General features: G+C 28.9%; 17 protein-coding genes. 5 read left to right on the top strand and 12 right to left on the bottom strand.

All coding sequences use genetic code 11. The features are described from left to right. Positions 1 to 3,802 (bottom strand): S8 family serine peptidase (locus ACLR9T_RS01050; RefSeq protein ID WP_413107677.1); only part of this gene is annotated, 3,802 nt, incomplete at its 3' end. Between the two features lie 747 nt (positions 3,803 to 4,549). Here ACLR9T_RS01050 and ACLR9T_RS01045 point away from each other — a divergent pair. Beyond that, complete coding sequence (locus ACLR9T_RS01045; RefSeq protein ID WP_413107676.1) at positions 4,550 to 4,741, top strand: transposase; 192 nt, start codon at positions 4,550 to 4,552, stop codon at positions 4,739 to 4,741. Between the two features lie 939 nt (positions 4,742 to 5,680). On the opposite strand, the gene ACLR9T_RS01040 is transcribed toward ACLR9T_RS01045, so the two are convergent. Further along, positions 5,681 to 6,748: a WYL domain-containing protein gene (locus ACLR9T_RS01040; protein ID WP_413107675.1), complete on the bottom strand. Its 1,068-nt coding sequence runs from the start codon at positions 6,746 to 6,748 to the stop codon at positions 5,681 to 5,683. A 205-nt stretch (positions 6,749 to 6,953) separates the two neighbouring features. Next, the gene (locus tag ACLR9T_RS01035) at positions 6,954 to 7,295 is read right to left on the bottom strand and encodes a phenylpyruvate tautomerase MIF-related protein (protein ID WP_413107674.1); all 342 of its coding nucleotides are present in this window, start codon (positions 7,293 to 7,295) and stop codon (positions 6,954 to 6,956) included. A gap of 281 nt (positions 7,296 to 7,576) precedes the next feature. Here ACLR9T_RS01035 and ACLR9T_RS01030 point away from each other — a divergent pair, with 281 nt between their 5' ends. The 3 genes from ACLR9T_RS01030 to ACLR9T_RS01020 all read left to right on the top strand — a co-directional run bounded on the left by ACLR9T_RS01030 (position 7,577) and on the right by ACLR9T_RS01020 (position 14,495). Then, positions 7,577 to 7,780 (top strand): cold-shock protein, encoded by a 204-nt coding sequence (locus ACLR9T_RS01030; RefSeq protein ID WP_413107673.1) that lies wholly within the window; start codon positions 7,577 to 7,579, stop codon positions 7,778 to 7,780. 138 nt (positions 7,781 to 7,918) lie between these two features. Beyond that, a complete protein-coding gene (locus ACLR9T_RS01025; protein WP_413107672.1) occupies positions 7,919 to 10,807 on the top strand; it encodes a PD-(D/E)XK nuclease family protein in 2,889 nt (962 codons plus the stop codon). Then, positions 10,797 to 14,495, top strand: coding sequence for a UvrD-helicase domain-containing protein (locus tag ACLR9T_RS01020; RefSeq protein ID WP_413107671.1), 3,699 nt, complete (start codon positions 10,797 to 10,799; stop codon positions 14,493 to 14,495). The genes ACLR9T_RS01025 and ACLR9T_RS01020 overlap by 11 nt, the downstream gene beginning before the upstream one ends. A 25-nt stretch (positions 14,496 to 14,520) precedes the next feature. Here ACLR9T_RS01020 and ACLR9T_RS01015 read toward each other — a convergent pair whose 3' ends face one another. Beyond that, positions 14,521 to 15,528 carry a nucleoid-associated protein gene (locus tag ACLR9T_RS01015; RefSeq protein ID WP_413107670.1) on the bottom strand — a complete coding sequence of 336 codons (1,008 nt, stop codon included), beginning with the start codon at positions 15,526 to 15,528 and terminating at the stop codon, positions 14,521 to 14,523. A gap of 67 nt (positions 15,529 to 15,595) precedes the next feature. Between ACLR9T_RS01015 and ACLR9T_RS01010 the strand changes: the two genes are divergently transcribed. After that, positions 15,596 to 16,321: a YaaA family protein gene (locus tag ACLR9T_RS01010; protein ID WP_413107669.1), complete on the top strand. Its 726-nt coding sequence runs from the start codon at positions 15,596 to 15,598 to the stop codon at positions 16,319 to 16,321. A gap of 18 nt (positions 16,322 to 16,339) precedes the next feature. Here ACLR9T_RS01010 and hisC read toward each other — a convergent pair whose 3' ends face one another. The 8 genes from hisC to ACLR9T_RS00970 all read right to left on the bottom strand — a co-directional run bounded on the left by hisC (position 16,340) and on the right by ACLR9T_RS00970 (position 25,492). Continuing rightward, positions 16,340 to 17,401: a histidinol-phosphate transaminase gene (gene hisC / locus ACLR9T_RS01005; RefSeq protein ID WP_413107668.1), complete on the bottom strand. Its 1,062-nt coding sequence runs from the start codon at positions 17,399 to 17,401 to the stop codon at positions 16,340 to 16,342. A 48-nt stretch (positions 17,402 to 17,449) separates the two neighbouring features. Next, positions 17,450 to 17,527: a hypothetical protein gene (locus ACLR9T_RS01000; protein ID WP_413107680.1), complete on the bottom strand. Its 78-nt coding sequence runs from the start codon at positions 17,525 to 17,527 to the stop codon at positions 17,450 to 17,452. Positions 17,528 to 18,170: 643 nt separating this feature from the next. After that, positions 18,171 to 19,130 (bottom strand): 6-phosphofructokinase, encoded by a 960-nt coding sequence (gene pfkA, locus ACLR9T_RS00995; RefSeq protein WP_413107667.1) that lies wholly within the window; start codon positions 19,128 to 19,130, stop codon positions 18,171 to 18,173. 10 nt (positions 19,131 to 19,140) lie between these two features. Next, complete coding sequence (locus ACLR9T_RS00990; protein WP_413107666.1) at positions 19,141 to 19,845, bottom strand: alpha/beta hydrolase; 705 nt, start codon at positions 19,843 to 19,845, stop codon at positions 19,141 to 19,143. 325 nt (positions 19,846 to 20,170) lie between these two features. After that, entirely contained in the window at positions 20,171 to 20,923 is a 753-nt protein-coding gene (locus tag ACLR9T_RS00985) for a peptidoglycan-binding protein (protein ID WP_413107665.1), read from the bottom strand. A 1-nt stretch (position 20,924) separates the two neighbouring features. Continuing rightward, entirely contained in the window at positions 20,925 to 21,356 is a 432-nt protein-coding gene (locus ACLR9T_RS00980; protein WP_413107664.1) for a phage holin family protein, read from the bottom strand. A 49-nt stretch (positions 21,357 to 21,405) separates the two neighbouring features. Beyond that, positions 21,406 to 23,394 carry a hypothetical protein gene (locus ACLR9T_RS00975; RefSeq protein WP_413107663.1) on the bottom strand — a complete coding sequence of 663 codons (1,989 nt, stop codon included), beginning with the start codon at positions 23,392 to 23,394 and terminating at the stop codon, positions 21,406 to 21,408. Further along, positions 23,384 to 25,492 carry a hypothetical protein gene (locus ACLR9T_RS00970; protein WP_413107662.1) on the bottom strand — a complete coding sequence of 703 codons (2,109 nt, stop codon included), beginning with the start codon at positions 25,490 to 25,492 and terminating at the stop codon, positions 23,384 to 23,386. Before ACLR9T_RS00970 ends, ACLR9T_RS00975 begins: the two co-directional genes overlap by 11 nt. Positions 25,493 to 25,497 lie beyond the last annotated feature (5 nt).

The raw sequence follows: 25,497 nt of genomic DNA, 5'->3' as shown, positions 1-25,497 counted from the left end.
CTGGTACTAATTTACCTAACTGTTCTTGTGTTACTTCTTTTGCCATATCAATTGCTATTGATAATGCTGTTTTGTCAATAACAACAGGATCTACAGCAGAAGCCATATTCATACCATAATCTACAACTTGTACTTCTAAATCATCTGCAATAGACTTGTCAGGTAGATTTTCAATCAAATCTTTCAAATCAATTGTCATAGTTGTTTCGGTTTTGTTGACACGAATAATATCACTAACACGGTTATCTTTATAATAAACAGCTAAAGCCTGAATTCCAGAAGCATCACTAGCATTAACAGTAAGTACATTATCTTTAGTCAAAGACATATCCACTTCAGGTGTAGTTATATCTACATTTACATCAAAAGATTGAGTCTGAACATTATCAGAATTTAACAAGACTTCTAAACAAGAATCTTTATCACCGTAATCCACAGAGTTTAGATACTCATATTCTAGCATAGCTCGAACTTCAAAAGTGTAAGCACCTTCTTCTACTAGATTACCATCAAAATCAGTACCATCCCAGTACATCTGACGGTTATACTTAGTACCATAGCTCAAAGCAGCCTGCTGTGTTAGATTACCATCATTGACTTTTGCTTCAAAATATTCATACTCTGGCCCGATTACATTAACAATATTTCCATCCTTATCTTTAATCGCCACACATAGAGCCTTAGCGTTACGCAATAGATAAAGTGCTGTATAAGCAATATCATCCATACCGTCTCCATTTGGAGAAATAGTGACATAAGCACCATTTAGTTCTTCATTAGCACGTAGACCATTCAAGTAATTACGAATCGTATTATAATAGCTAGTTGAAGATCCTCCAAAATAATCTGGCAATGATGTTCCAGTATACTGGTTAGCCCCCAAAACCACATCATTCCCGTTAACCAAAGAATTCAAAGTAGTTGTGTGGAACAAAGGATACTTAGCATCAGAAGTATTTAAATCACTAATGTCATCATAAGCAGTAGCCAAATCAAAAATTGGAGCTGCATTCCAATCTCCTCTAAATCCCATATAAGGAATATTAAGAGTCTCATAATCTGAATCCACATTATCAAAGAAGACAAAACCTTCTAGGAACATACCATTAGGATATTTTTCATCATAGGCTTTCATTGTCTCTTCGTTTAAAGTTACACTAACTGTAATCTTAGCTGAGCTATTAGCAGGAACAGAAATTTTTGTTGCAGAAGCACCGTCGCCATAGCGATTGATATTGTCAGATGCATTGTCAATAGTACCTCCAGAAACAGAAGTAACTTTCATCACACCATCTTCAATTGCATCGATATCTGAACCATAAGTGTTGACACCAGCAATATTTGTACGCCCATCGGCCTCTGTGGTATTATCAGTCTGAAGACATGCAAGTACATCAAATGTCTTTGCCACAGAATCATAATTATCCATAGTAAATGTAATATCAAAATTTGTACCTAGCTTATCACCCAATTCTACTTTAGCACGAGCAGATTCACCAGTAATATCGTTATAAGAGGCATCGTTATGCAACACAACTAAACTATTGATTATGTTATCAATATTAACCATACCAGCGCCTTGACGTCTTGGAGAGAAATATAGGTTTTGACGAGTCTGATTTGATGAACTCACAAAAGGCTGATAAGCTTTAGCATTAGAAGCTACCAACTGATTCACCAAATTACTATATTCTTGAGTTCCAGGTTTCACTCCAAAAATATCTAGATTATCATCCACATATTGCTGTGCAAGGATAAAGAGTCCCTCTGCATTTGGAGATGCCATTGAAGTACCGCTCTTTGAAGTTAGGGCTGAATCAGATGCTGCACCTGCAGACCAAATATTACCACCAGGAGACATTACATCTGGTTTCAAACTCAAAGATTCAGTAACACCCCAAGAAGTAGAACTTGCAGGACCATTGTCACTATAATTACGATTTACTGTCTGAGATTTTTTCTCAGAAGAGAAACTAACCTGCACAATATAATTAGCAACAGCAGCAGACAAAGTACTATAAACACTGCCATTAGTAGAAGTACCACCAAAAACAGGAATACTCTCACCATTTTCGCCAGTCCATAGACCATCAGTACCAAAATAGTCACCATAATAATCAAAGGTCATATACACAGCTACAGCACCAGCCTTATAAGCGTTCTGCTGAGCAGCCATAATACCCTCTTCATCGTAAGGAACATAACCATAAGTACGTTTTACCAAAGCAATTTTACCTGTTAAATCCCGAGTAATAGATGAACCATCACCACAATCAACCAGCTCATAATTACCAGTTAACGTCTCACCAAGTCCAGTATCGTAAATATCCTCGATTGCAACAGTATTCACAACATCACCAGTTACTCTTCTAGCAATAGCTGTAGTTTCTGTCCAATTGTTAATATAAGAATATCCCGTACCTTGAGCAGAAGCAATAGTCATAGGTGCATATAAAGAACCAGAGAAACCACCTGCTGAACTATTAGGTAACAAAGTAGTATATCCATTTACTAAAGCACCTGGATGACTGTCACGAGCATCATTACCCGCAGAAACGCAAATAGAAATACCACTAGCACTAGCTCGGTTGTAAGCACGTTGATAACCTGCTTGAGCATATGTATTCATAGTTGTAAATCCATTTGGAATACCAAGGGATAGGTTAAAGGCATTGACACCTAAAGTTATAGCATCATCCAAAGCAGCAAATACAGCTTCGTCTGATTCCTGACCAAAGTCATCATTTTCATCAAACACCTTAAAAAACATGATTTGAGAATCGTAGGCAGAACCCTTAACACCAGAAAGTTCGTAATAGCCATCACCACCGTTACCAGCAACAATACCGCTGACGTGTGTACCATGACTGCTAGAATCACCATCCCATGCATCTAAATCACCGCAAGCATAATCAACAGAAAATGGAACTTTAGAGTTGTAATAGAAATCACCATTTAAAATGGTTTCTTGTACATCTTTTGAAAAACCAGTCTCATCATTTTGGTGGAACCAGCTTCCCCAACCAGATTGGAATAAGTTCAAAGTACTCTGATTAGCTTTGATAGACTCAAGTAGATTATCTTTTGTTTTATAGTTAGAAAGCAAACCAGCTTCCCCATCTTTTTCTACTTTAGGATCCATATAAGAAAATAACTGATGAGTGTAACGGATACTACTGTCAAAAACACCAACAACTTTGCCTGCACCAGTATAACCAGCTTCCCAAGCTGCTTCAAGTCCCATTTGACTAGAAGAACCGGCATCAGACATAACAGATTTGTTTAAATCTATAGCATCACATCCAGTAAGCTCGTAATATTCTTCAAGAGATATATATTCCGTGCTCTCTTCATCTTCTTCCCAGTTATCATTATAATCATAGCTTTGGCTTAAATAGACAGACATTACTCCATCCAAAGCTTCAATCTTTTCTATGTATTGGTACTCAATCTGAGCAGCAAAACCATTAAGCAGATTGGTGTAATGATACTTATATACCGTATTAGGAGCAAATGCCGAAATTTGAGTTTGGATTTTCTCCTGTTGGCTTACCATATCAGCTCGGTGAGCTGCTACAGACGCATCAGCAGAATAGCCAATGCTATCATTTCGAAACATAGTAGTAAATTCATCCACGTCCAGGGTGGTTTCTTCTTCCAATTCCACGATTACAGTTACGATCTCATCTGGCTCATACTGGTCGGTAGAAATTTTCTCCCCAGCAGTAAGCTCGTCTAAAAGATTCGCAGCTTCGGTGTTAGTATTTGCATTATTTATCGCTGTGCTTGTCGTAAATGACATGCCAAGCACCATCGCCACAGCAAGAATACTCACCAAAAACTTATTGAATAAAGTTTTTTTCATAAATTCATTTTCTTCTAGTATATTATAAATGACTTATTTAACAGTCATAAATGATATACCTTTCCCCTTCTTTAAATTTTTGTTAGGAATCAAAAAAGTGAATGTCTACTTTGACTACCTTAAAAAGGTCATTGCTACATCATTGTATTTGAATTGTAATAAGTCTTTAAACTTGTATCTCCCGTTAAGTTCTTTGATACCCCATTTGTGATTACCAAATTACATAAAACAAAAAAGAATGTAATGTATATGTATTGCTGGTAAGTTTAATCATTGATCTTCTTTCACTAATCCTGATGCTGCTAAACGTAAAGAAAAAATACGTATGATCAAAGCTGATAAACTCTATACCTTTATCATTGCTTTGATTATGCAAAACAAAACTATATAACTGTGACCAAAAGTAAACTTAAAATGGAGAAAATGAAAAACTCACTCACTATCATTCTTCTTTAACGGAAAATATTAATAGACTTAAAAATCAATTACAGAAATGTATTGACATTGCTTTCCCAAAATTCAATTCAAAATATTCCATTGGTGAAAACAATGATGTTATAACTCTTAAAATAAAGATACTTATTGAAAGACAATTAAAAGATATGGATAAAAAAAATAGAAGAATTAGCTAAAAAGCTTAACTCTCCTATCTTCTCTATCCCTGGTATTGAATTCTACACAGGAATGTGCATTTTAAGCGAAATCAGTGATATTTATTACTTTGATTCTTCCAGAAAAATTGTCGGTTTTGCTAGTATGGATCCCAGTACATATCAGTCAAGACAATGCAACGCCCCCAAAACGCCATTATCCAAACAAGGATTTCGTTATCTTCGTAAAGCCCTATCAGTATATATTACCAACATGCAGATTTAATCCCACTTTTAATAAATATTGTAGTCTAAATCGTGCACAAGATAAATTCCATAAATACATTCAAGGTCATGCAATAAGAAAATTACTAAGAGTTATTTATAAACCTTTATCTGAAAACAAAGATTTCAATGCAGAACTTTTAAAATAACACAAATAAATATTTATCAATGTTTTAAAAAAGCTACAAAAGTAGTTGTTTCAGTGTACAGTTTTATTCACTTTTCAATGTCCTAAAAATACCTGCTAACTTTTATAAGATTACTTTAATCTTATATAATTAGCTTTCTAAAATAAGAATGGCACATTTAAATCAAAATACTTCTGTGTGTAAAACATATTACACAGATTCCCTTGTGTCGTTGCACCACTCGGTTTACAAAATTCCATTTTATCCGCCCCCTGACCTCCTCATATTGAGGCATTTCAAAAAACAAACAGTAAAAAGTTTCCTGAACAAACCTATACATTTCCTCTTTGAAAAGATATTAAGCCACTAAAGGCGAGAAAATAGAAATATTGTAATTCCATTATATCAGAAATAGTAAAAATTGACAATTAGGAGTTTGATAGTTAAACAAGCAAAAAAGCGAAAAAAGTATTGATGTATACTTTATTTTTTATCAATTAGCACTATGCCAGCTTGGTGAATTGTAATCATAATGTAAGTAAGATTATAGAACCCTTCTATAATTAAACACTAATTTATGTGCCAGTTTATAATTCCTTATCTTATATATATTTAACTATGTCCAAAATAAAAAGGATCAACTCCTGTACAATACAGAAATCAATCCTTATTAACTGCTTGATTAAACTTATTAACTTTTAGTCCAAATAATTGGGGTCACTTCAAATTCCTTGTACTGCTTAATTTCTATTTACCCATTATCGAGTAAGATCCACATTAATTAACAGCCTTTTTGTTTAAAAGTTCATTTTCTAACTACGATACATCATATTCATTTGACGTATTTCATCTTTTATTTTATCTCTTAACTCTAATGGTTTAAATACTTCAATATAATTTGCTAACTGTAAAAACCAATTTACTAGACTATCATCATATACAACATTTTCAATCGATATATCTACAAACTGATGAAACTGATTCACTATAAACACACTATCTTTAAAACGATCATGTAACAATTCAAATACTTTATTGCTATTAACTGCATATACTCTTATTTGTAAATTTATCGATACATCTTTTGATACATTAAGAGGATCATTAGATAGCCAAACTTGATCTTTAAATGGTGCAATTCTTTTTTGCACATATTTAGGTGTACGCACCACTCTTAGCTCTGTGATACGATTTATTCGGTAATATTCCAATTCTAAATCTTCACCATTATTAATATGATAACCAATTACATAAATTTGATTATCAATAATATCAATATTAGTTGGATACATCATAATAGCTTTACCAGCTACACTTTCTTTTAATACATTATCATTGACAACATAATCTAAACGTTTAAATGAAATACAAGCAAAGTTATTTATGGCATTAATGATTTTCTCTAAATAAGATAATGTATTTATTTGTTTATTTTCACCATTTAAATTATCTAGTAAATGATATTGATTTATTTTATGTAAAGATGTATCTGATAAAACCTTTTCAATTAATTTAGAATTACCATCCTTATCTAAACTTAAACATTTTTGTAATAATCTAGTCAATATAATTAATTCTATATCACTATAATATGTTTTTTCAACAAATGCTCCTTTTTTCTGTTTAGTTGTATAACCAACACTACAATTTATATTTGCTTTATAAGGAGCCAATAAAGTATCTTGACAATCACTAATAATATCATTAAACGCCTTTATAGATTCTATATCTGCTTTAATCGTATTACTAGATATAGTAGTTCCTAAGCCACTAATCTTTGAAATTAATTCTTCTCTAGAAAGAGCATGATTTTCATCAGTTAATCTTTTTAAAAGATATTCAGTTAACAAAATTCTTGTACCATTGCTAATATCTCCCATACATTTTCCTCCATTACTTTAATTCTACTTTATCTCTTTAAATATGTAAAATCTCAAATAATTATATACATTAATTATTTGGTACATTTAAAAAAAATAATAAATAAATATCCAATATTTTTACTAAAAACAAAAAAAGAGTCAAAAATCGACTCTCATTTTCGAATAAACTAAACTATATTTCTTTAAAAGCTAACACCCTTTATTAAAAAAGCGTCCCTTGCTTTCCCCAGTTTTGATACTCATCAAAAGATACATAAATATCATTAGGTTCAATATTAGTTGTTTCTTTAATCATCTTCATTAACTCTTCAGTAAATTTCTTCTTAGCATCAAAATCAATTGATTTGTATAATTTAACATCTACCATCATACAAGGAATATCTTCACCTCTAAAATACATAATCTGATTATCTTCTAAATGAAGCATTAAATTTTCTTCTTTTTTACCTGGAAGTATTGTAATCAGCTCCCCTGTTCTTCTTGCAATCTCGTTTTCTTGTCTAAGAGTTAATTTATGATTTGTTGTAAATGAAATAAATGGCATATTCATTTCCTCCTTTTAATTAATTTATTATATTCTAACATGTTTTAACGATGATGTTAACATACAATTATATTATAAAAAATAATAAAGCGTTTACTAAACAATTTGATTTATTTAAAAAAATATGGTAATATAAAGGAGCAAAAGTAGCAATATGATTTTCAAAGTATCACAAGTATTAGAAGATTGTATTCCTTTATGTACCGCCGCAATCCTATATTTGTGATTTAGAGTTACATAGAGTATTTCCTTTTTGCACATCTTTCAAGGAGGTACCATTAATGAGTACAGGTAAAGTAAAATGGTTTAATCAAGAAAAAGGTTTTGGATTTATTACTAATGATGAAGATGGAAAAGATATCTTCGTACATTTCTCAGCTATCAATGCTGATGGTTTCAAAACTTTAGAAGAAGGTCAAGTTGTTGATTTCGAAATCAACGAAACTGATCGTGGACCACAAGCTCAAAACGTTACAGTTAAATAATTTTTGAGTTTGAGAAACCCATTTGGGTTTCTTTTTTTATTAAACCTAACTAATAAATAACCTTAAAATTCAATCTAGCTTTATTAAAGCATAATTAATATAGATATGATAAAATATATCCGGATGGAGGTTTATTGCATGAAAACATACTGCGGTTTAGAATATAGTCTAAAAATTAAAAATATTATTATTGATACAATTAAAACAGCAAAAGAAAATCCTTTCATTAATTATTATTTTATTGTTGATGATCCATTATTTTTTGAAGAAGTTTTTTTTAAGTATACTGATACTTTGTTTAATATCCAAATAATTTGCTATCAAGATTTATTAAAAAAATTACTGAATTTTTATCATTTACATCAATACGAAGAATTAACAAGATTGGATAAAATTTTAATTACTAAAGATTTAATTGAATCTTCGAATAATCTTTTCAATACAGATAATAAAATAGAGCTTATTTATGAACTAATAGATATTTTTGATTTATTTCATTTAGAGCAAATCAAAAACTCCCAACTAGAATTATCATTTGCTTCAAAGGAAAAAATAACAACAATAATAGAGCTATATCTATTATTAAATAAAAATATCCCACAATACAAATGTTATCTGTATGAAGATATCTTAATAGATAAAATTGATGAAAATTTATCTAATAATCATTATATCTTTATAACAGATAAAATATTTTATCAACTACGTTTTCAATTTATCAAAAAAATTGCAAAATTTAATGATACTACTATTCTAATTAACGATCATGATGATCCAAGAAATTTAAATACCCCATTTAAAAAATTTCATGAAAATGATTATTATACTGATTTTAATCACCCTTTTCTTAATCATTTAAATACATTTCTTTTTTCACTTCAATCACCAAAATATTTACCAAACTCCCCCTTTTACAATTTAATCCAGACTACCCCAAAAGCCCAAATTGAAAGTGTAGTTTTAAATATCTATCAAAATATTGTTGATAACAACAAACATTACCATGATTTTGCAATTTACTATCCAAATCAAGAATATTTAGATCTTTTGATTGAAACATTAAATAATTTTAATATACCCCATAATATTAAAAAAACATTAGTTTTTAAGGAAATGGATACTTGTTTATTGTGGCTTAAATATTGTTGCAGCAATGATGATAAAGATTTACTTGATTTATTAGATTCTAAGATGATTAATGGTTTCACAGATTATAATTACTTAGATGTGATAAAAAAAAGATATATAGAAACCGGATATATTGAAAATCCTTTTATAGATAAATATGATATAGTTAATTGTAATACCTTGACAGAATTTAGTAACATGATGATAACATTTATTAACAATGAAATCATTTATAGTCAAAATCAAGCTACACTAATCAATTTTTTTAAAAATCTCTTTAGTGAACAATTATTTACACTTAAAGATTTTTATAATCTTGTCACAAAATTAAAGCCAATTTTAAAGGAAGATAAGAAAATATATAATGATCATCTATATCTATTAAATTATAATCAATGCTATAGCGGAATCCTTGAATGTTCTTACATATATCTAGTTGGTGTAAATGAAACTATTGTTCCCATTCAAGCTAAAGATACTGGTATCTTATTAGATCACGATTATCAGGTACTAAATTTACCTGATTTAAACTATAAGATTGCTTTAAACCAAAATAATATTTTAAAAGTATTAAATAGTAATATAAATTTTATTGCAATATGTTTCAGTAATGCAACAATTGACGGACAGCCACTATTAAAATCTTCTTTATATAATCAACTAAAATCAATGTTTAGCTTCACTAATATCGATATTAGCAATGATTATCTACATTATAGTTTAAAAGATAAATTATATCTTTTAGGTGGAAAAGATCCCAATTATAAATTCTTAAATAATATGATTGATCATTATAAACATACAAATAATCAACCAGATAATCTAACTCAATCTTTATTTTCATCCCATCTTTCACCAAGTAAATTAGAAACTTATAATGCTTGTCCTTATAAATATTTTAATCAATATGGTTTAAAAATATATCCATTTAAAAATCCAACTTTTCAAACAAATGAGATTGGTACTATTGTGCATTATGTTTTAGAAAAAACTAAAGCATTATTTTGTGATAACAATGCAGCAATAAATGTAGATTTCAGTCAATTAAATCAATATATTGATCAATATATTAGTGAATATATTGATCTTAATGAATTAAGTGAACGATTAAGCTATGGAACTAACAATTTTATTATTACAATGATCAAACAGGATCTTTTAAACACAATAATTGTCTTAATTAATCAGATGAAAATTACAGATTTTAAAATTATTGGAAATGAGGTTGAAGTTAAACGTGATTATTCTAATTTTAAATTAAGCGGAATAGTTGACAGAGTCGATCAGTATGATAAATATTTAAAAATAATAGACTATAAATCCAGTAATAAAGATCTAGATATTTCTCTAGCTATTCAAGGTTTTAATATTCAAATGTTGTTATATTTAGACACTTTAACAAATCAAATGAAATTAGAAAAAGGAGCCTTATTATATTTTAATACCAAAAAAAGAATTTTAGCTAGTTCAATGAAAATAAATGAAACAGAAAATCCAAATAATTTTTTTAAACTATATAAGATGAATGGATATGTCAATGAAGAGATCATTGAAGAAATTGATAATCAAATAGACAAAGAATCTACAATTATTAAAGCTAAGTTTGTTAAAAAGGATAATTGTTATAAAGGAAATATTTTAAATAGCTACTCTTTTGAAAGACTTTTGGCTTATGTTAACAGGCACATCGAAGAACTATATAAAGAAATTATTTCAGGAAAAATCAGTATTAATCCAAAAGGAAGTGATGATATAACAATACATAATAAAATTAATCCTTGCACTTATTGTAAATATCAAAGCTTATGTAATTATGATGTTTTTTATAACGAACATACACTGATTGATAAAAATAATCTCGAATATCTAATAAAGGAGGATATAAATAATGACAATTAGTTCATTAAATGATGGTCAATTAGAGGCGGTTATAACTCGTAATTGTTCTATTCTAGTTTCTGCTCCAGCGGGTTCTGGAAAAACAAAAATTTTAGTTAATCGGATTATGACCTTAATTGAAGAAGAACATTATAATGTCAACCAGCTTCTTGTTCTAACTTTTACTAATGCCGCTGCTTTAGAAATGAAACAACGACTTCAGACAGCATTACAACAAAGACTCCAAGAGAATATTTGTCAGCAATTAAAAGAACATCTATTAAAACAACAACAGTTATTACCAAAAGCTTATATTACTAATTTTCATGGTTTTTGTAGCACCTTATTAAAACAATACGGCTATCTAATTAACCTAAATAGTAGATTTGATATTTGTACTGATCCAACTATAATTAAACATCAGGTTCTCGATCATTGTATTCAAACATGGGTAGAAGACCCCTTATTTGTTGAGTTTATAAGTATATACTTTCCTGAATATTACTTTAATAATTTTAAAAATGCTATTTTTAAATTCGAAAACTTAAGTAATACGATATATAATTTTAATAATTATCTTGATGAAATTAAAGTTTCTATCTATGACCATATCATCAATGGTGATAACTCATCACTAACTTCATGGCCTATTAATCAGAAAATCATTGAATTATTAAAAATTCAAGCTGCAATGGGATTAAATAAAGTCTATGAACTAGCTAATTTTGCTCGTGATCACAACCTAACATTTTACTACCAAAATCCTTTTGATAATAGTAAACCAAAAAAAGCAGATTTACCATCTCCTTTTGATTGTCACCTTAAATATTATCATGATGTTATAAATGCAATAGATAGTAAAAACATGGAAAAAATTATTAGTGCAAGTAATGCTGCTTTAATAAAAAGTTATGATAGTAGAGGACTTTTTGATGAAAATAATGAAGAATATAAAACTGAATATAATCGTCTAAAGAACAGCATTATTAAATTCTATAAAGATAAATTTAAAGATCTTGTTTATGAGGATATTGAAGAATTTAAATTAGTATTATCAACTTCCTTAATTCCTCTAGAAAAGCTTGTTAATTATTTAGAAGAATATAAACAAGCTTATAGGCAATACAAACAAAATCATAACCTTCTAGATTTCAATGATTTAGAAACTAATGCTTTAAAATTACTAGAACCAAAATACGGAATTGCAAATTTGCTATATAATCAGTTAAAAGAAATAATGATTGATGAATACCAGGATACTAATCAAATCCAGGAAACATTGATTAATAAAATTGCAGATTTTAAAGATCCTAAAATTAATCGTTTTATGGTAGGTGATATGAAACAATCAATATATCGTTTTAGAGAAGCCGATCCAGAGATATTTAATGAAAAATATCTTACCTTTAATCATCTCCCTAATACTAAAAGAATTGATTTAAAATTCAATTATCGTTCTAATAAAATCGTTTTAGATAGTGTCAATTATATATTCAATCAAATCATGGATATTGATATTGGCGGGCTAGATTATTATTTAGATGATAGCGCTAAATTAAATTATGACTATTTAAGAAAAGAAGGTGCAAAAGAATTAGAAGATTTGACAGATGTAACATTAAAAGCCTCAAAACGTTTTGATGAAGAAAAACGTTTTACTAGTGAAGTTCTTTTATCATATCAAACAAAGACAAGTTCTGAAGATGCAGAATTAGAAGCTAAAATGATAGCTAAAAAAATTCAAGAAATCGTAGGACATCTAGAACTTGATAATTTTGATAAGTCTAAAAGAGCTGCAAATTATAAAGATATTGTAGTATTAATGCGTAATACTCGGAGTTTTATTGCTTTCAAGAAAATCTTTTCACGATATAATATCCCTAGTCATATTGTTTTATCTCAAGGTTTTTTACAAGCCTCAGAAATAATAGATATTATAAATGTCTTAAAAGCTTTTGATAATCACTTAGATGATATAGCTTTTACTAGTCTACTAAAAGGAAATTATGCTATTAGTTGTTTTGATGAAAACATGTTAGCAAAAATCAGAATAGATGATAACGCTTCTATCTATGATAATGTTATAAATTATATTGAAACAAAACAATCTAACTATCAATCATTAGAAAAATTTATAAACTATTATCATCAAATGCGAGAATATTTTAATCATCACTCTGTTAAAGATAGTTTATATAAATTCTATCAAGATAGCGAATATTTGAGTTTTTTAGCCTCATTAATTAATGGTGCCCAAAGAGTTGCAAATCTAGAGTTATTGTTACAAAAAATGGATGAAATGAAAGAAGAATCTTTACATACAATTATTACTAAGTTTAATGAAATGATGATCAATGGTGTAAATCTTTCTCCAGCTATGGTTTCTAGTAATGACGATAATGTAGTTTCTTTTATGACGATCCATAAATCAAAAGGTCTTGAATTTCCAATTGTTTTTGTTTCTAATCTTCAAAATAAATTTAATCAGCAAGATGCAAGAGAGAGAATTATTAGTGATAAAAAACTTGGAATTGCAATCAAGCCACGAATAAAACAACAATTAGAACCTTATCAAAATGTTGTTTGCGAATATGAAAATAAATACCGAAAAGTTATTGCTAGTTATCAAACAAACGAAGCCATTAATGAAGAAATGAGAATATTTTATGTTGCTTTAACAAGAGCATCTCAAAAATTGATTTTAACAGGATTAATTAAAGATCCTCAAGATATTCTTAAATGGCAAAAGTATGTTATTAATAATAATGAAGATACTATGGTACATCCGCGTTGCAATGATAAAGTAATTCTCTATTATAATGCCAGAAGACAAAATAGTTACTTAGACTGGTTAGGTATTTCTTTAATGAGTCATGATGATATTATTAATCAGGGAATTAATAAAGAGCTTATAAATAGTGATAATTCAGATGAAATAATTAACGAAATCAAACATAATTTCCAAACAATTATGATTCATAAAAATCAAAATTTAATTAAGGAAAATACTAAACATAGTAAATTTTCAATTAAAATCTATAGTCATAAAGAAATTGAGCAACAAATATTAATTACAGATAAAAAAGACAAAGTTCTCGATTTTATTAATTATAACCGTTATAACAATTTTAAATATCCATATTTATCTAATTTAGATAAAGCTATTGCTGTTACACGTAAGATCAAAGATGGAGATCGTATCTTTAATGATGTAAGTTATGATACCGATGATTCTAATGTCGATGGAGCAACACGTGGTACTATCATACATAGTGTCCTTGAACAATTTGATTTAAAACTTGGATTAGATGATAATTTAGCTCTTTTAAAGAAATATGGTCTTTATGATCAAGAAGCATGGAAAATAATTGATAAATATTATCTGCATCTTAAAAACTTTCTTTCAAGTGAAGTCTATTCATTAATGTGTAATTCTAAAATCGTATATAAAGAAAAAGAATTTTCAATGTTAGATGAAGGACAAATTATTCATGGAATTTTTGATGTTGTTTGTATTAATGATAATGATATTACTATTATTGATTATAAGACTGATAATATTAAGAGTTCTACTTCTAACGACCTATTAGTATCACTTCATAAAGATCAAATGGATTATTATAAAAAAATATTAGCTCGAGTTTTTCCTCAAGCTAATATCAAAGCAATTGTTTATTATTTACATATTAATAAATATGTTACTATTTAGATACACAGTTTTTACTGTGTATCTATTATTTTATCACAACATCCTTTATATTTTTTAAAGTTATTTTTGTCATTCCTCGTTCATCCATTTCCCGGGAAATATCGACACCTTCTAAATAATCTTCTACACTTAATTCAATAATTCGATCATCATCCAACACTAATTTACAGCGTGACATCCTATCTAACGAAACAGGTACATTAACAATCTCATCATCTTCTTCTATTCCTAGATCACGCATAATCGTCTCAACCTCTTCAGTTGCATTATAATCGTTACCCATAACTTTTTTTGCTAACTCCATTGGTTTTACTGGACGATGTTCCATTACAAGTTCAGCTAATTCTTTTTTTACAACTGGCAAAGGATCACCTTCAATTACTCCATATTCACTATCAACCTTTTTAACCACTTTATTAACAATACTCATCTTCTGTTTATCAGTTAATTTAGGTTCTCCTTTGATATATTGTTCATTTAAATAGTACCCAGGTTTTCCATCAATCATAAATCTTTTTTCGATAATTGACAAAACATTATCTTCGATATCGATTATAATAGCTTCTTCAACTGCTGTTGTCTTATTAGGCAAAATTTGTTGATTAATAAATCGAATACTACGTACTCCATCATTTTCTTCAATCAAACTCATTGGCATTGTTTTATAATTTAACTTAATTATCAAAATAAATTTCTTACCATCTACTTTACACTCAACAAACATTAAATTAGCATTTGGCATTTCTTCAATCTTAGTACAAAGGTTAAAAATATCTTGAGCTATTTTAATCGATTCTTCTTTAAAGCTATCATCACTTTCAAGCATTTTTTTACCTGCTTGTAACAAGTGATGTTCACTTCCTGTAAGCAGCTGCTTTATCCCAGAATTTTCTAAACATTTCTCTATTTTTTTATCATAGTATTCTGTCGTTCCTTCTGTTAAATTTATAAAGGTATCAGAGTAAACAACCTTACCATGTTCTAAATCCAACATATGGATCAAGATTTTATCAATTATAATTGTATTATTCATTCTTTCATCACCACGACAAGTATATCATATTTTGACAAATTAATGTATAATAATCTTGGTGATTGAAATGAAAATTATTATTGCACCTGCAAAGGTAATGAAAACTAAATATGTTAAAATTGAACAAACAAAACTTTTATTTCCTAAAAAGACAAAACAGTTACTTAATTATTTGGAAAAATATACTATTAACGAATTACATGAAAATATGAAAATATCATTTAAAATGGCGGAAACCGTTTATAATTATTATCATAATGATTACAATTTTACGCCTGCTATTTATTGTTACCAGGGGACTGTATTAAAACAACTTAATTTGAATTCATATCAAAATGAAGAATTTGATTATTTAGACAAGTATTTTAATATCATGTCTGCATATTATGGTGTTCTAAAATACAATACAGGAATTACTCCATATCGACTAGATATGATTATGAAATTTGATTTAGACTTATATGATTTTTGGCAAAAAGATATAAATAAATATTTTAAAGATGAAGATTATCTTATTTCTCTGGCTTCAAAAGAATTTATAAAAATGATTAATCATCCAAATATTATTAATATTGACTTTGTAGAGGATAAAGCTGGTAAGCTAGTTCGTAATTCTATGTATATTAAACAAGCACGTGGAAAAATGTTAGATATGATGGTTAAAAATAAAATTATTTTATTAGAGGAATTAAAAAAGATTACTTTTGATGATTACTATTATGATGATAATCTATCTACTAATGATAATTATGTATTTATCCGAGATGCTAAACAACATTATAAAAAAATATAGAAAAACAGATAGCTAATGTTATCTGTTTTTATTTAAATAATTAGTTAAAAACTGTATTAATACTTCCATTTGATCTTCTGTACCAATAGTGATACGTAAATATTGATCAATTCTTTCTTTATTCCAGTGACGAACAATAATCCCCTCTTGACGTAGTGCCAAAAACAATTCTTGTCCATCAACTTCGGGATGTTTAACAAAAACAAAGTTAGCATAACTATCAGGAACTATAAATCCTAATTCTTTTAATCTTTGTTTTGTCTTTTCACGTGTTTTAATAATCTTAGCACACTTTTGTTTTGTATCCTGATCATCTAAAATGCTGGCTAATGCTATTTGTTGAGTAATATAATCAATTGGATAAGAGTTGAATGAATTTTTAATATCATAAAGATGGCTAATAGCTTCTTTATTACCTAAAGCTACTCCTAAACGAATTCCTGCTAATGAACGAGATTTAGAGTAGGTTTGAATTACTATTAAATTATCATACTTATTAATTAATGGTACACAGCTTTCACCACCAAAATCAATATATGCTTCATCAACTACAACAATACTATTAGGATTGTTTTTTAAAACTGTTTCTATAAATTTTAAATCTTCCAATAACCCTGTTGGAGCATTAGGATTAGGAAAAATAATTCCACTATTAGGCTGAATAAAATCTTCAACATTTATTTTAAAATCATCATCTAATTTAACTAGTTTATAATCCATTTGATATAGATCACAATATACTGGATAAAAAGAATATGTAATATCTGGAAAAAGAACCGGTTCTTTTCCATTGAAGAAAGTTAAAAATGTTAATGCTAAAACTTCATCTGAACCATTACCAATAAATACCTGTTCATCTTTTAAATTATAATAATTTGCTAATGCTTTCCTCAAATCAACAGCATCACTATTTGGATATAATCTTAACTTATCAATATTTATTGACTTAATTACTTCTTGTACCCTTAAACTAGGTCCATAAGGATTTTCATTAGTATTAAGCTTGATCATATTTACAATCTTAGGTTGTTCCCCTGCCACATACGGCTCCACTTTACGTAATTTTTCTTGCCAAGTCATTAGTTTTACCCCCTTAAAGTATTTCCTCAATCAACATTGATAAATTATCTATCTGCTTATCACTATATTTTTAATGTCATCACTTACATGATTAAATATATAACTATAATCAGTATGCTCAAACACACTTATATCATTGTATGAATCCCCGATAGCATAACTGATTAAATCTTCATTAATTAGATTAGTTAGTTCCTAAATCTTTAGAACTAATATCTAAATAATGCTGATTCAATGTTCTTGAGCATTATTACTATAGTTTTTGCAACAATTTCTTTTATTTTTAAAATATTATCTATTTGTTGATCATCTCGGTGTATTGCTATTATATCAAACTCTTCTACTTTTGAATACTCTTTTACAAAATCATAATTATTACAAGCTATTATTTTCTGACTATCAAATTTATATGTTTGACCTCAATAATATGCTAAAGTAGTTTTACTATCAAAAAAAACAGATCCACAAATTATCATATGTTAAAAAACATTCAATAATCTTAATACCTACACTTCCAAAAATAACCTGTTAATATAAAATAATACGATTGTTATCTATAATATGAGCATCATTGTTTAAAACTAGATTTTCATACTCTAACTAATAACACTCACTATTTCTTTAATATTTCTCTTGGTATTAAAAACAAATATATTACCTGTTTTATGAAATTTCCTTATCATTATTTTATCTTTTGGATAAAGTAATCCTGATAATCAATAATTGTTCCATCCATATCACAAAATAATATTTTTTTCATATCTTTCTCCTACACTAAATCATCAAATAACTGATAAAGCACTTCTTTACTTTTATTCGTTTCTTTTAAAGCTTCTTCTATTCCTTTAGCAACAATTTCACTATTTTTTAAACATACACATTTACCACTTTGTTTATTTACTAATAATTCTATTGCCTTACCAGCCATTCTAGAAGCTAGGATACGGTCCTCTGGAACTGGTGAGCCTCCTCTTTGAATATGTCCTAAAACTATTGCCCGTCCAGAAAAACCAGTTTCTTCACTGATACGTTTTGCTAGACTTTCAACATCAAGTATTTTTTCACTTGCAATAATAATTGCATGACGTTTATTATAAACTGTTTCATTTTTTATCATTTCAGCAATCACAAAATCTTCATCATAACCCGTTTTATGAGTAATTACCAATTCACTGCCACATGAAATAGCTGAATACAAAGCTAGACTATCAGCATTATTACCCATGACTTCAATTACAAAACAACGATGATGTGAACTAGATGTATCTCTTAACTTATTAACAGCATCAATAATATTAGATAACGCAGTATGGAAACCGATCGTTTCGTCTGTACCATTAATATCATTATCAATCGTACCTGGAATTCCAATACAGTTAATTCCTTTTTTACTTAATGATAAAGCGCCTCGATAACTTCCATCACCGCCAATTACTACCAAACTATCAATATCATATCTTTTTAAATTATCTATTGCTTTATCTTGAACTTCTTCCAGTTTAAATTCAGGTAATCTCGAAGATTCTAAAATTGTTCCCCCTTTAGCTAAAATTTCGGATACATCACTATAACCTAGTTTTTTAATATCTCCCTCAACTAAACCACGAAATCCCCCATAAACCCCATAAACTTCAAATCCTCTTTTAATCCCAACTCTGACAATTGCCCTAATCGCTCCATTCATCCCAGGAGCATCGCCACCAGATGTTAATACTGCTATTTTATTCATTATTCAACCCTCACTTAATCTTTTCTTCTAACCATTTTTGATAAAATTGTAATTGGCTATCTAGATGAAAAAAGTGTTCCCCATTTTCCATAATTTTTAAATCACATTTAAATCTCTTTGTAAATCTTTGCACGTATTCATATTCACATAAATTATCTTTTTCACCATATAAAATCATTGTTTGCTTATTCCAGTTAGTGATTGGATGTTCCTTTACATAACAATAATAATCATAATATATAGATTCACCAATTGGTGTTTCAATAATCGTTTGTTCTTTTAAATCTTTTTCACAAATATTAAACCAACTCATCATATTTTCAATTAGTCTTTGCATATCAACTACTGGAGATAAAAATAAACAATGTTTAAAATTGATTTGTTGATAAGCTACCAAACTAAAATATGCACCTAAACTACAAGCCCATAAATTAATTTCTTTATACCTCTTACTTACAAAATCATATACTTTTAAAAACTCGGGTATACAATTTTGTACTTTACACAAAGTATTTTCAGATATTCTATCACCATGTTTTGGTAAATCAAAACTAATTACCTGGTAGCCTTTACTAGCTGCAATTTTAGCTAATATCTCAATTACAATATCTTCCTTATTTGACTGATTACCATGGATTGCAATAAATACTTTTAAACTATCTTCTCCCCAGATAACCGCAGGAATATTATCTATCTTAATATATTTCTTTTTCATTTTCCCACCACTTTCATATCAAAGATTATAACACAGACCAATTACAATAAATAACTTTTCATAAAAAATAATGCTATAACTAATGTATAGTTATAGCATTACTTCATTTCTACTGTATTACATCTTAAACTTGTTTTAGATATTTGCCAGAAACCCAGCCACTTGGAATGTGTGCCCAATTACCAGTCCACTCTTTGACCGAGACTTTTGTACCTTTCAATAATCCACCATTATCATTAGAATGTTTTTTACCACCTTCAGTTAATTCACTTTTTACTTTTCTAGCATAATTAATCCCTGGATCATTATAGACAATGATTAAAAACTATATCATCAACAAGTGCTTCCATGTATTTTTACCAACAATACCGTCCACCTGTAATCCTTTATCTTGTTGGAATTTCTTAATTGCTTTTTGCGTATTAACTCCATTTATACCATCTATACTTCCACAATTATAACCTAGCATGTTTAATCTTTCTTGGACTAATGCAGTAATCTTTCCTCTAGATGTATTTGATAATTGAGGACAAGCAGCTAATGTTATTTTACCCGCAATACCATCAACCTTTTGACTGCTAAATCCCTGCCGGTTACATTCTAATTGTAAACAAGCAATCCAGTTATTAGTATTATTTTCTTGTAGATACTCAATATAAGGACTTTTTCCATGTTTTAACCATTTTCTTTCTTTTTGACCATTATTAATATTTTTACAAGTTGTAATTTGTACTCCATTATCCCATTTAGGTGTAGCTTCGACAACTTGACCATTACCAATATAAATACCCATATGTCCTTTAATCCATACTATTTCTCCAGCTTTAATATCACTAAAATCACTACTAATATTTAAACAATTCGAAATGATTGTATCAGCGTTTTGGTCTAATACTCCATTTGATGCATATTTACCATTTTCAGGATAACCCCATAAAATTCCTTTTAATAGACCACTACAATCCCACTGTCTTTTTCCTTTTGATACCTTATTTCCAAATGTTCCTAATTTATATACTGTAGCACTACTTGCTACAGATTTTACTTTTTCTACTAATTGCTTTGCTGTCATTATCATTTTATTTATCTTCCTCGTTGATCATTTTATCAGCTACTTCTAACCCTTTTGTAAATACTATTGGAATATCGTAACCTGCTTCCACTAAGTTTTCTACAATACTTCTAAGTTCATTTATTGCTAACGAGGCTAATACAAACCATCCTAGCAAAGTAGTAATGCTTAAATCGATTCCTAAAGCATTACCAATTTCAATGAATAAAACTGATGCCAAAAATGAAATCATAATCATAATCCAATATCCTAATTTTTTTAAAATACCTAGTAATCCTGCTGCAGAGTTTATTTTATTAGTCATTTTAGATTTCATCCAGCCTGTTATATAATCAATAACATTGAATAACAAAAAGATTGCAAATAAAATCCAGTGTTCTCCAAAAATCAGACTAAAAAAAGCAATAACTGCACCTATAAATGCATTGTATGTATCCATATAATTTAAATTTCCTAAAATATTCATATTTTCATATTACTCATCTTTATTAACTATTTTTTCTTCTAAGACTTAAATATGCCATTAATAATGCTTTATAAGCATCATCTACAGTATCCTGTGTTGCCCTTCGATCATCTAATACATCCTTTGCATTAGATAATGCTATTGAGAAATTTTCCCAAGTACTTTCAGTATAATCGTTTTGATTCAAGCTTTTCATCTGGTCATAATAATTTTGTAAAGTACTTTTATCAGAATTTACCTCTTCATCCTTTTCATCTTCTTCTACATCATCTTTAGTATAATACAATGTACAAACACAGTTATTAGTTCTAACACTCCAATCAGTTCCTATTCCACAAACCTCAATTTGATTACTGTTGACTATAAACTGTATTTTAACATCAGATGCATCTCTTCTAAAATCAAAAAACCAGAAATTATCATATGTATCAAACCAAGATGATTTTATACTAACCAAAGTATTGAAATTATTTATATTATGATTTATTTGCTTTTTTTGATTGTTAGGTAATGCTCCAATATTAAAAGATTTCTGATAAATCTTACGACCATCTATCCAATAATCCCCTATCCACTGTTCTTCTGTGCTATATGTAAAATTAGCAATATTTCTACCATTAACCTGCAATAATCCCCCAACATCCAAATCATAAAATCCTCCAAAAGCAACACCATTACGGTGTATTGACATATTAGGTTTACCAGTAGTTAAAATGGTGGTTTTTCCTACATTTACTAACTTATCCGTAACAACTAGCTTGAAATCATAATTTTTTCCTGCATCAAAGCCATTAGCCTCCAAATCCCCTTTTATTTCATATTCACCTTCAAATTCATCTGAACGAAAGACCCTTGGTGTAATAGTCGTAGACCCTTGAATCCATGTACCAGCTCCCTGTTCTTTATAATAATATTGTGCAGTTACACCATTGCTTGCTTTTCCAAAAGTATTGTTCCAAAAAATTCCTTTATAGCTTAACGTAACGTTTGTACCAATCCCACCTACAGACCTGCTTAAAGATAAAGAAGTAATTACTGGTGATTCATACTGCTTGTAATTTGTAATATTTAATATCTTCTCAACCGTGTTTCCGCGAGAGTCTTCCACATAGCATTTAATTATGCTGTCACTTACATTTTTTAGATTAAAATCACCATAAGCAGCTCTCGTTTGAACTATATTTCCGCAGATAACTTTATACTGCTTAATAGTTGCTTCTTTTACTGGAGCTGCAATAGGAACTGTAACTGTTACATTACTATATCCTTTTATAACAGTTGTATTATCAGCTAAAGTAGTTAGATTGGTACTTTTCCATGTCGGAGTTGCTACAATCGGCATAGGATCCTTAATAATATATGCTCTATCATGATAACTTGCCCATGTAGTTCCGTTACTGTATAGTCCGATACGAATTAAACAGCTGTTGCCTTTGCATGCCTGTCTTAACTGTTTACGTTCAGCATCTGTCAAAGCCCAGGTATATCTTCCTCCAGTACCTCTAAAAGTTCGTTCACATAAATGCGGTCCTGTTGGATTAGGTTCAAGCCAAGTTTTCAATTCCCAGTTGGCTGGATTGGTATACTCAAACCATGGGTTTTCTTCGTCATTAAAATTATTAATGACATTTGTAATGTTTGCTTGTCTTGGAATTGTTGGCAGTGACCATGATGTAGATACATCTTCGTTAACACTGCTTGTATAGACCGCTGCCACGACATGAGCGCCAAAAGAAGCATTCCCGTTAGCATCATGTTGGATAGTTTTATACCCGTTGTTCAAATCGCCTTTATACCGCTGTGTACGACTGTTACTGTTTACCAAAACTTCTCCAAATGCATCTGCGTAGTCCCTGTAATGATAGTAGTAAGAACTAGATCCACCTACAACTGTAACACGCCAGTATATTGTAGATGTATTGCTTGCAATATCCTGACTAATTAATTGCCATGCAAATTCCAGATATCTTCCTTGATATCCGCCACCACCTAATACTCCACTATTTACCATTGTCTATTACCTCCACTTCTTCTGGATTTATTCTATTGATTACGGTCTGATTGTTAATATCTTGAATCAAAAGGTTTACAATTGTTGCCTTGTTTTTTACTATTATAGAACTAGCTACAAGTCCCTCATTATCGAAAGTAGTAATATATTCACCTTGTTTATTCATAAATCCGATAATATCTGCATTGGCCACAAATATTACATCTGTTCCACTGCTTGATATACGAATTCCTCGTCCAATCTGTACTGTATCAGACCATGTTTCATTTGGATTTAAAGACCATTCTACTGGCTGGTCACCTTTATTTAACATTAGATTTATTATTGGACATGCATTTTCAGTATCACTTACAAATTCTATTTCTATACTGCCAGTTGTTACATTTAATAGGTGTTTAAATTCTGTATAACTGTTGTTAGATAACGCAAATTCTTCTCCATTTATGATAACTTTTACTTTTGCTAGATTAATAAGCTTTTTATATATAAATGATAGCGTATAAGTACCATTAACGACATTTATATGTTGTTTTAAATTGCCTTTTTTTAATAAGATAGCATAACCATAAGAATTCATATTTCGTATCTCATTTGTCGAATCTAAATTAAAACTACCTTCCCATGAACCATCGTTAAAGACACCAATACTATCATGAATCAGATTTTCTCCAAAAGAATTAAATCCATTTATTTTTAGTTCACCATTTTCATTCAAATAAAAACTTGGGTTACTGATATCACCATCATTATCACGTTTACCAATCTTAATTACACCAGTCTGTAGATCAAGTTCAAACATCTCACCATTAATTACTCCAGTATTAATGATATTAGCATTAAAATTACCTTCTAAATCAAAAGCAATATTTTTAAATGTCTTACCACCATCTTCACTATATCCTAAGCCGCCTTGATTCATTTTCCATAACTTTGTATATGATTCTAAAGTAGGAGTATTCATAATTGTCCAGCCACTAGGTTTACCATCGCTATTTAAATCAATGACCAGATTTCCACCATGTTGACCTAAAATAGTTTCAGTACTATGTTTTAATGCATTTGTTAGAGTATTATAAAGCTTATTTAATTTAATTTCAGTTGGACTAGATGTTTTCATTACAACATCATTATCTAGTTTTCCCATACATTCAACTTGGCTACTAAAACCACCATCTAAAATTAGTGTCTGTTTCATTATTACTATATTTTTATCATTATATTTAATAATATCACTATTTTCGATACAAGGATTTCCTCGCCATTTAAGTGAACACGGTTGATAACTAAATCCCTCAATCTTTAAAAAAATCTTATCCAATAACTCTTGAGTCATATATGGGTTTGTAAAACTAATTCCATTACCCGAACCACATACATAGGTATTAGTTTCATCACCACTAGTTAAAGAGTTAATAACTAATTCATTTTCAAATGACTCTTGATAACTATCTTGATAAATTAATTCATCACTAATAACTATCCCAGTATCTTGATACCAATAAAATTCTAATTCATTAACACGATTGATTCTTACATTGCATCCCATCAAACCAGCTAAATAGCCAATTAGTTCTTTACAAGTTATCCCTTCAAAATAATGATCAATAATAATATTTTCATACTCATTTAAATCAATAGGTGCTAATGATACAATACATTGTCTTAATAGATCATTTAGTACATCAATAAACTTTGTTTCATCATTAAAAATAATATTTGGATTATATACTTCTTCAAATCTTTTCATAGCATCAAAACCACTTAATTTAATTGAATATTTATCACGTGTTACTTCATTTACTATATATGTCCCTAAATCAACCCATTCAATCTTATCATCATATTTCAATCCACTTTTAATTACAACTTTTGCTAAATCATAAGAAACTAATCTATCTAAAATAAACATTTCTAGTTCAAATGCATTACTACATACATCACCTATTGAAATCATTTCTTTACTACAGCTAATTTCTTCTATTTTAATCCCCTTAAGATATTTACTTTCTATCTCTTGATCATTAATTATGACTTTTATTAAAAATTCACGTTTTGGAGAAATAATCGTATTTTTATATTCATTACTAACTTCTAACATAGATC

This window comes from Thomasclavelia sp. (assembly GCF_047249845.1).
Taxonomy (GTDB): domain Bacteria; phylum Bacillota_I; class Bacilli_A; order Erysipelotrichales; family Coprobacillaceae; genus Thomasclavelia.
The sequence above is the reverse complement of the archived record's forward strand: the minus strand, read 5'-3'. Positions and strand labels throughout refer to the sequence as shown.

What these genes read in the sequence shown, in the direction of transcription:
- ACLR9T_RS01045 (WP_413107676.1), top strand. Translation starts at nt 4,550, where the DNA reads ATGTGCATTTTAAGCGAAATCAGTGATATTTATTACTTTGATTCTTCC.
- ACLR9T_RS01040 (WP_413107675.1), bottom strand. Translation starts at nt 6,748, where the DNA reads ATGGGAGATATTAGCAATGGTACAAGAATTTTGTTAACTGAATATCTT.
- ACLR9T_RS01035 (WP_413107674.1), bottom strand. Translation starts at nt 7,295, where the DNA reads ATGCCATTTATTTCATTTACAACAAATCATAAATTAACTCTTAGACAA.
- ACLR9T_RS01030 (WP_413107673.1), top strand. Translation starts at nt 7,577, where the DNA reads ATGAGTACAGGTAAAGTAAAATGGTTTAATCAAGAAAAAGGTTTTGGA.
- ACLR9T_RS01025 (WP_413107672.1), top strand. Translation starts at nt 7,919, where the DNA reads ATGAAAACATACTGCGGTTTAGAATATAGTCTAAAAATTAAAAATATT.
- ACLR9T_RS01020 (WP_413107671.1), top strand. Translation starts at nt 10,797, where the DNA reads ATGACAATTAGTTCATTAAATGATGGTCAATTAGAGGCGGTTATAACT.
- ACLR9T_RS01015 (WP_413107670.1), bottom strand. Translation starts at nt 15,528, where the DNA reads ATGAATAATACAATTATAATTGATAAAATCTTGATCCATATGTTGGAT.
- ACLR9T_RS01010 (WP_413107669.1), top strand. Translation starts at nt 15,596, where the DNA reads ATGAAAATTATTATTGCACCTGCAAAGGTAATGAAAACTAAATATGTT.
- hisC (WP_413107668.1), bottom strand. Translation starts at nt 17,401, where the DNA reads ATGACTTGGCAAGAAAAATTACGTAAAGTGGAGCCGTATGTGGCAGGG.
- pfkA (WP_413107667.1), bottom strand. Translation starts at nt 19,130, where the DNA reads ATGAATAAAATAGCAGTATTAACATCTGGTGGCGATGCTCCTGGGATG.
- ACLR9T_RS00990 (WP_413107666.1), bottom strand. Translation starts at nt 19,845, where the DNA reads ATGAAAAAGAAATATATTAAGATAGATAATATTCCTGCGGTTATCTGG.
- ACLR9T_RS00985 (WP_413107665.1), bottom strand. Translation starts at nt 20,923, where the DNA reads ATGATAATGACAGCAAAGCAATTAGTAGAAAAAGTAAAATCTGTAGCA.
- ACLR9T_RS00980 (WP_413107664.1), bottom strand. Translation starts at nt 21,356, where the DNA reads ATGGATACATACAATGCATTTATAGGTGCAGTTATTGCTTTTTTTAGT.
- ACLR9T_RS00975 (WP_413107663.1), bottom strand. Translation starts at nt 23,394, where the DNA reads ATGGTAAATAGTGGAGTATTAGGTGGTGGCGGATATCAAGGAAGATAT.
- ACLR9T_RS00970 (WP_413107662.1), bottom strand. Translation starts at nt 25,492, where the DNA reads ATGTTAGAAGTTAGTAATGAATATAAAAATACGATTATTTCTCCAAAA.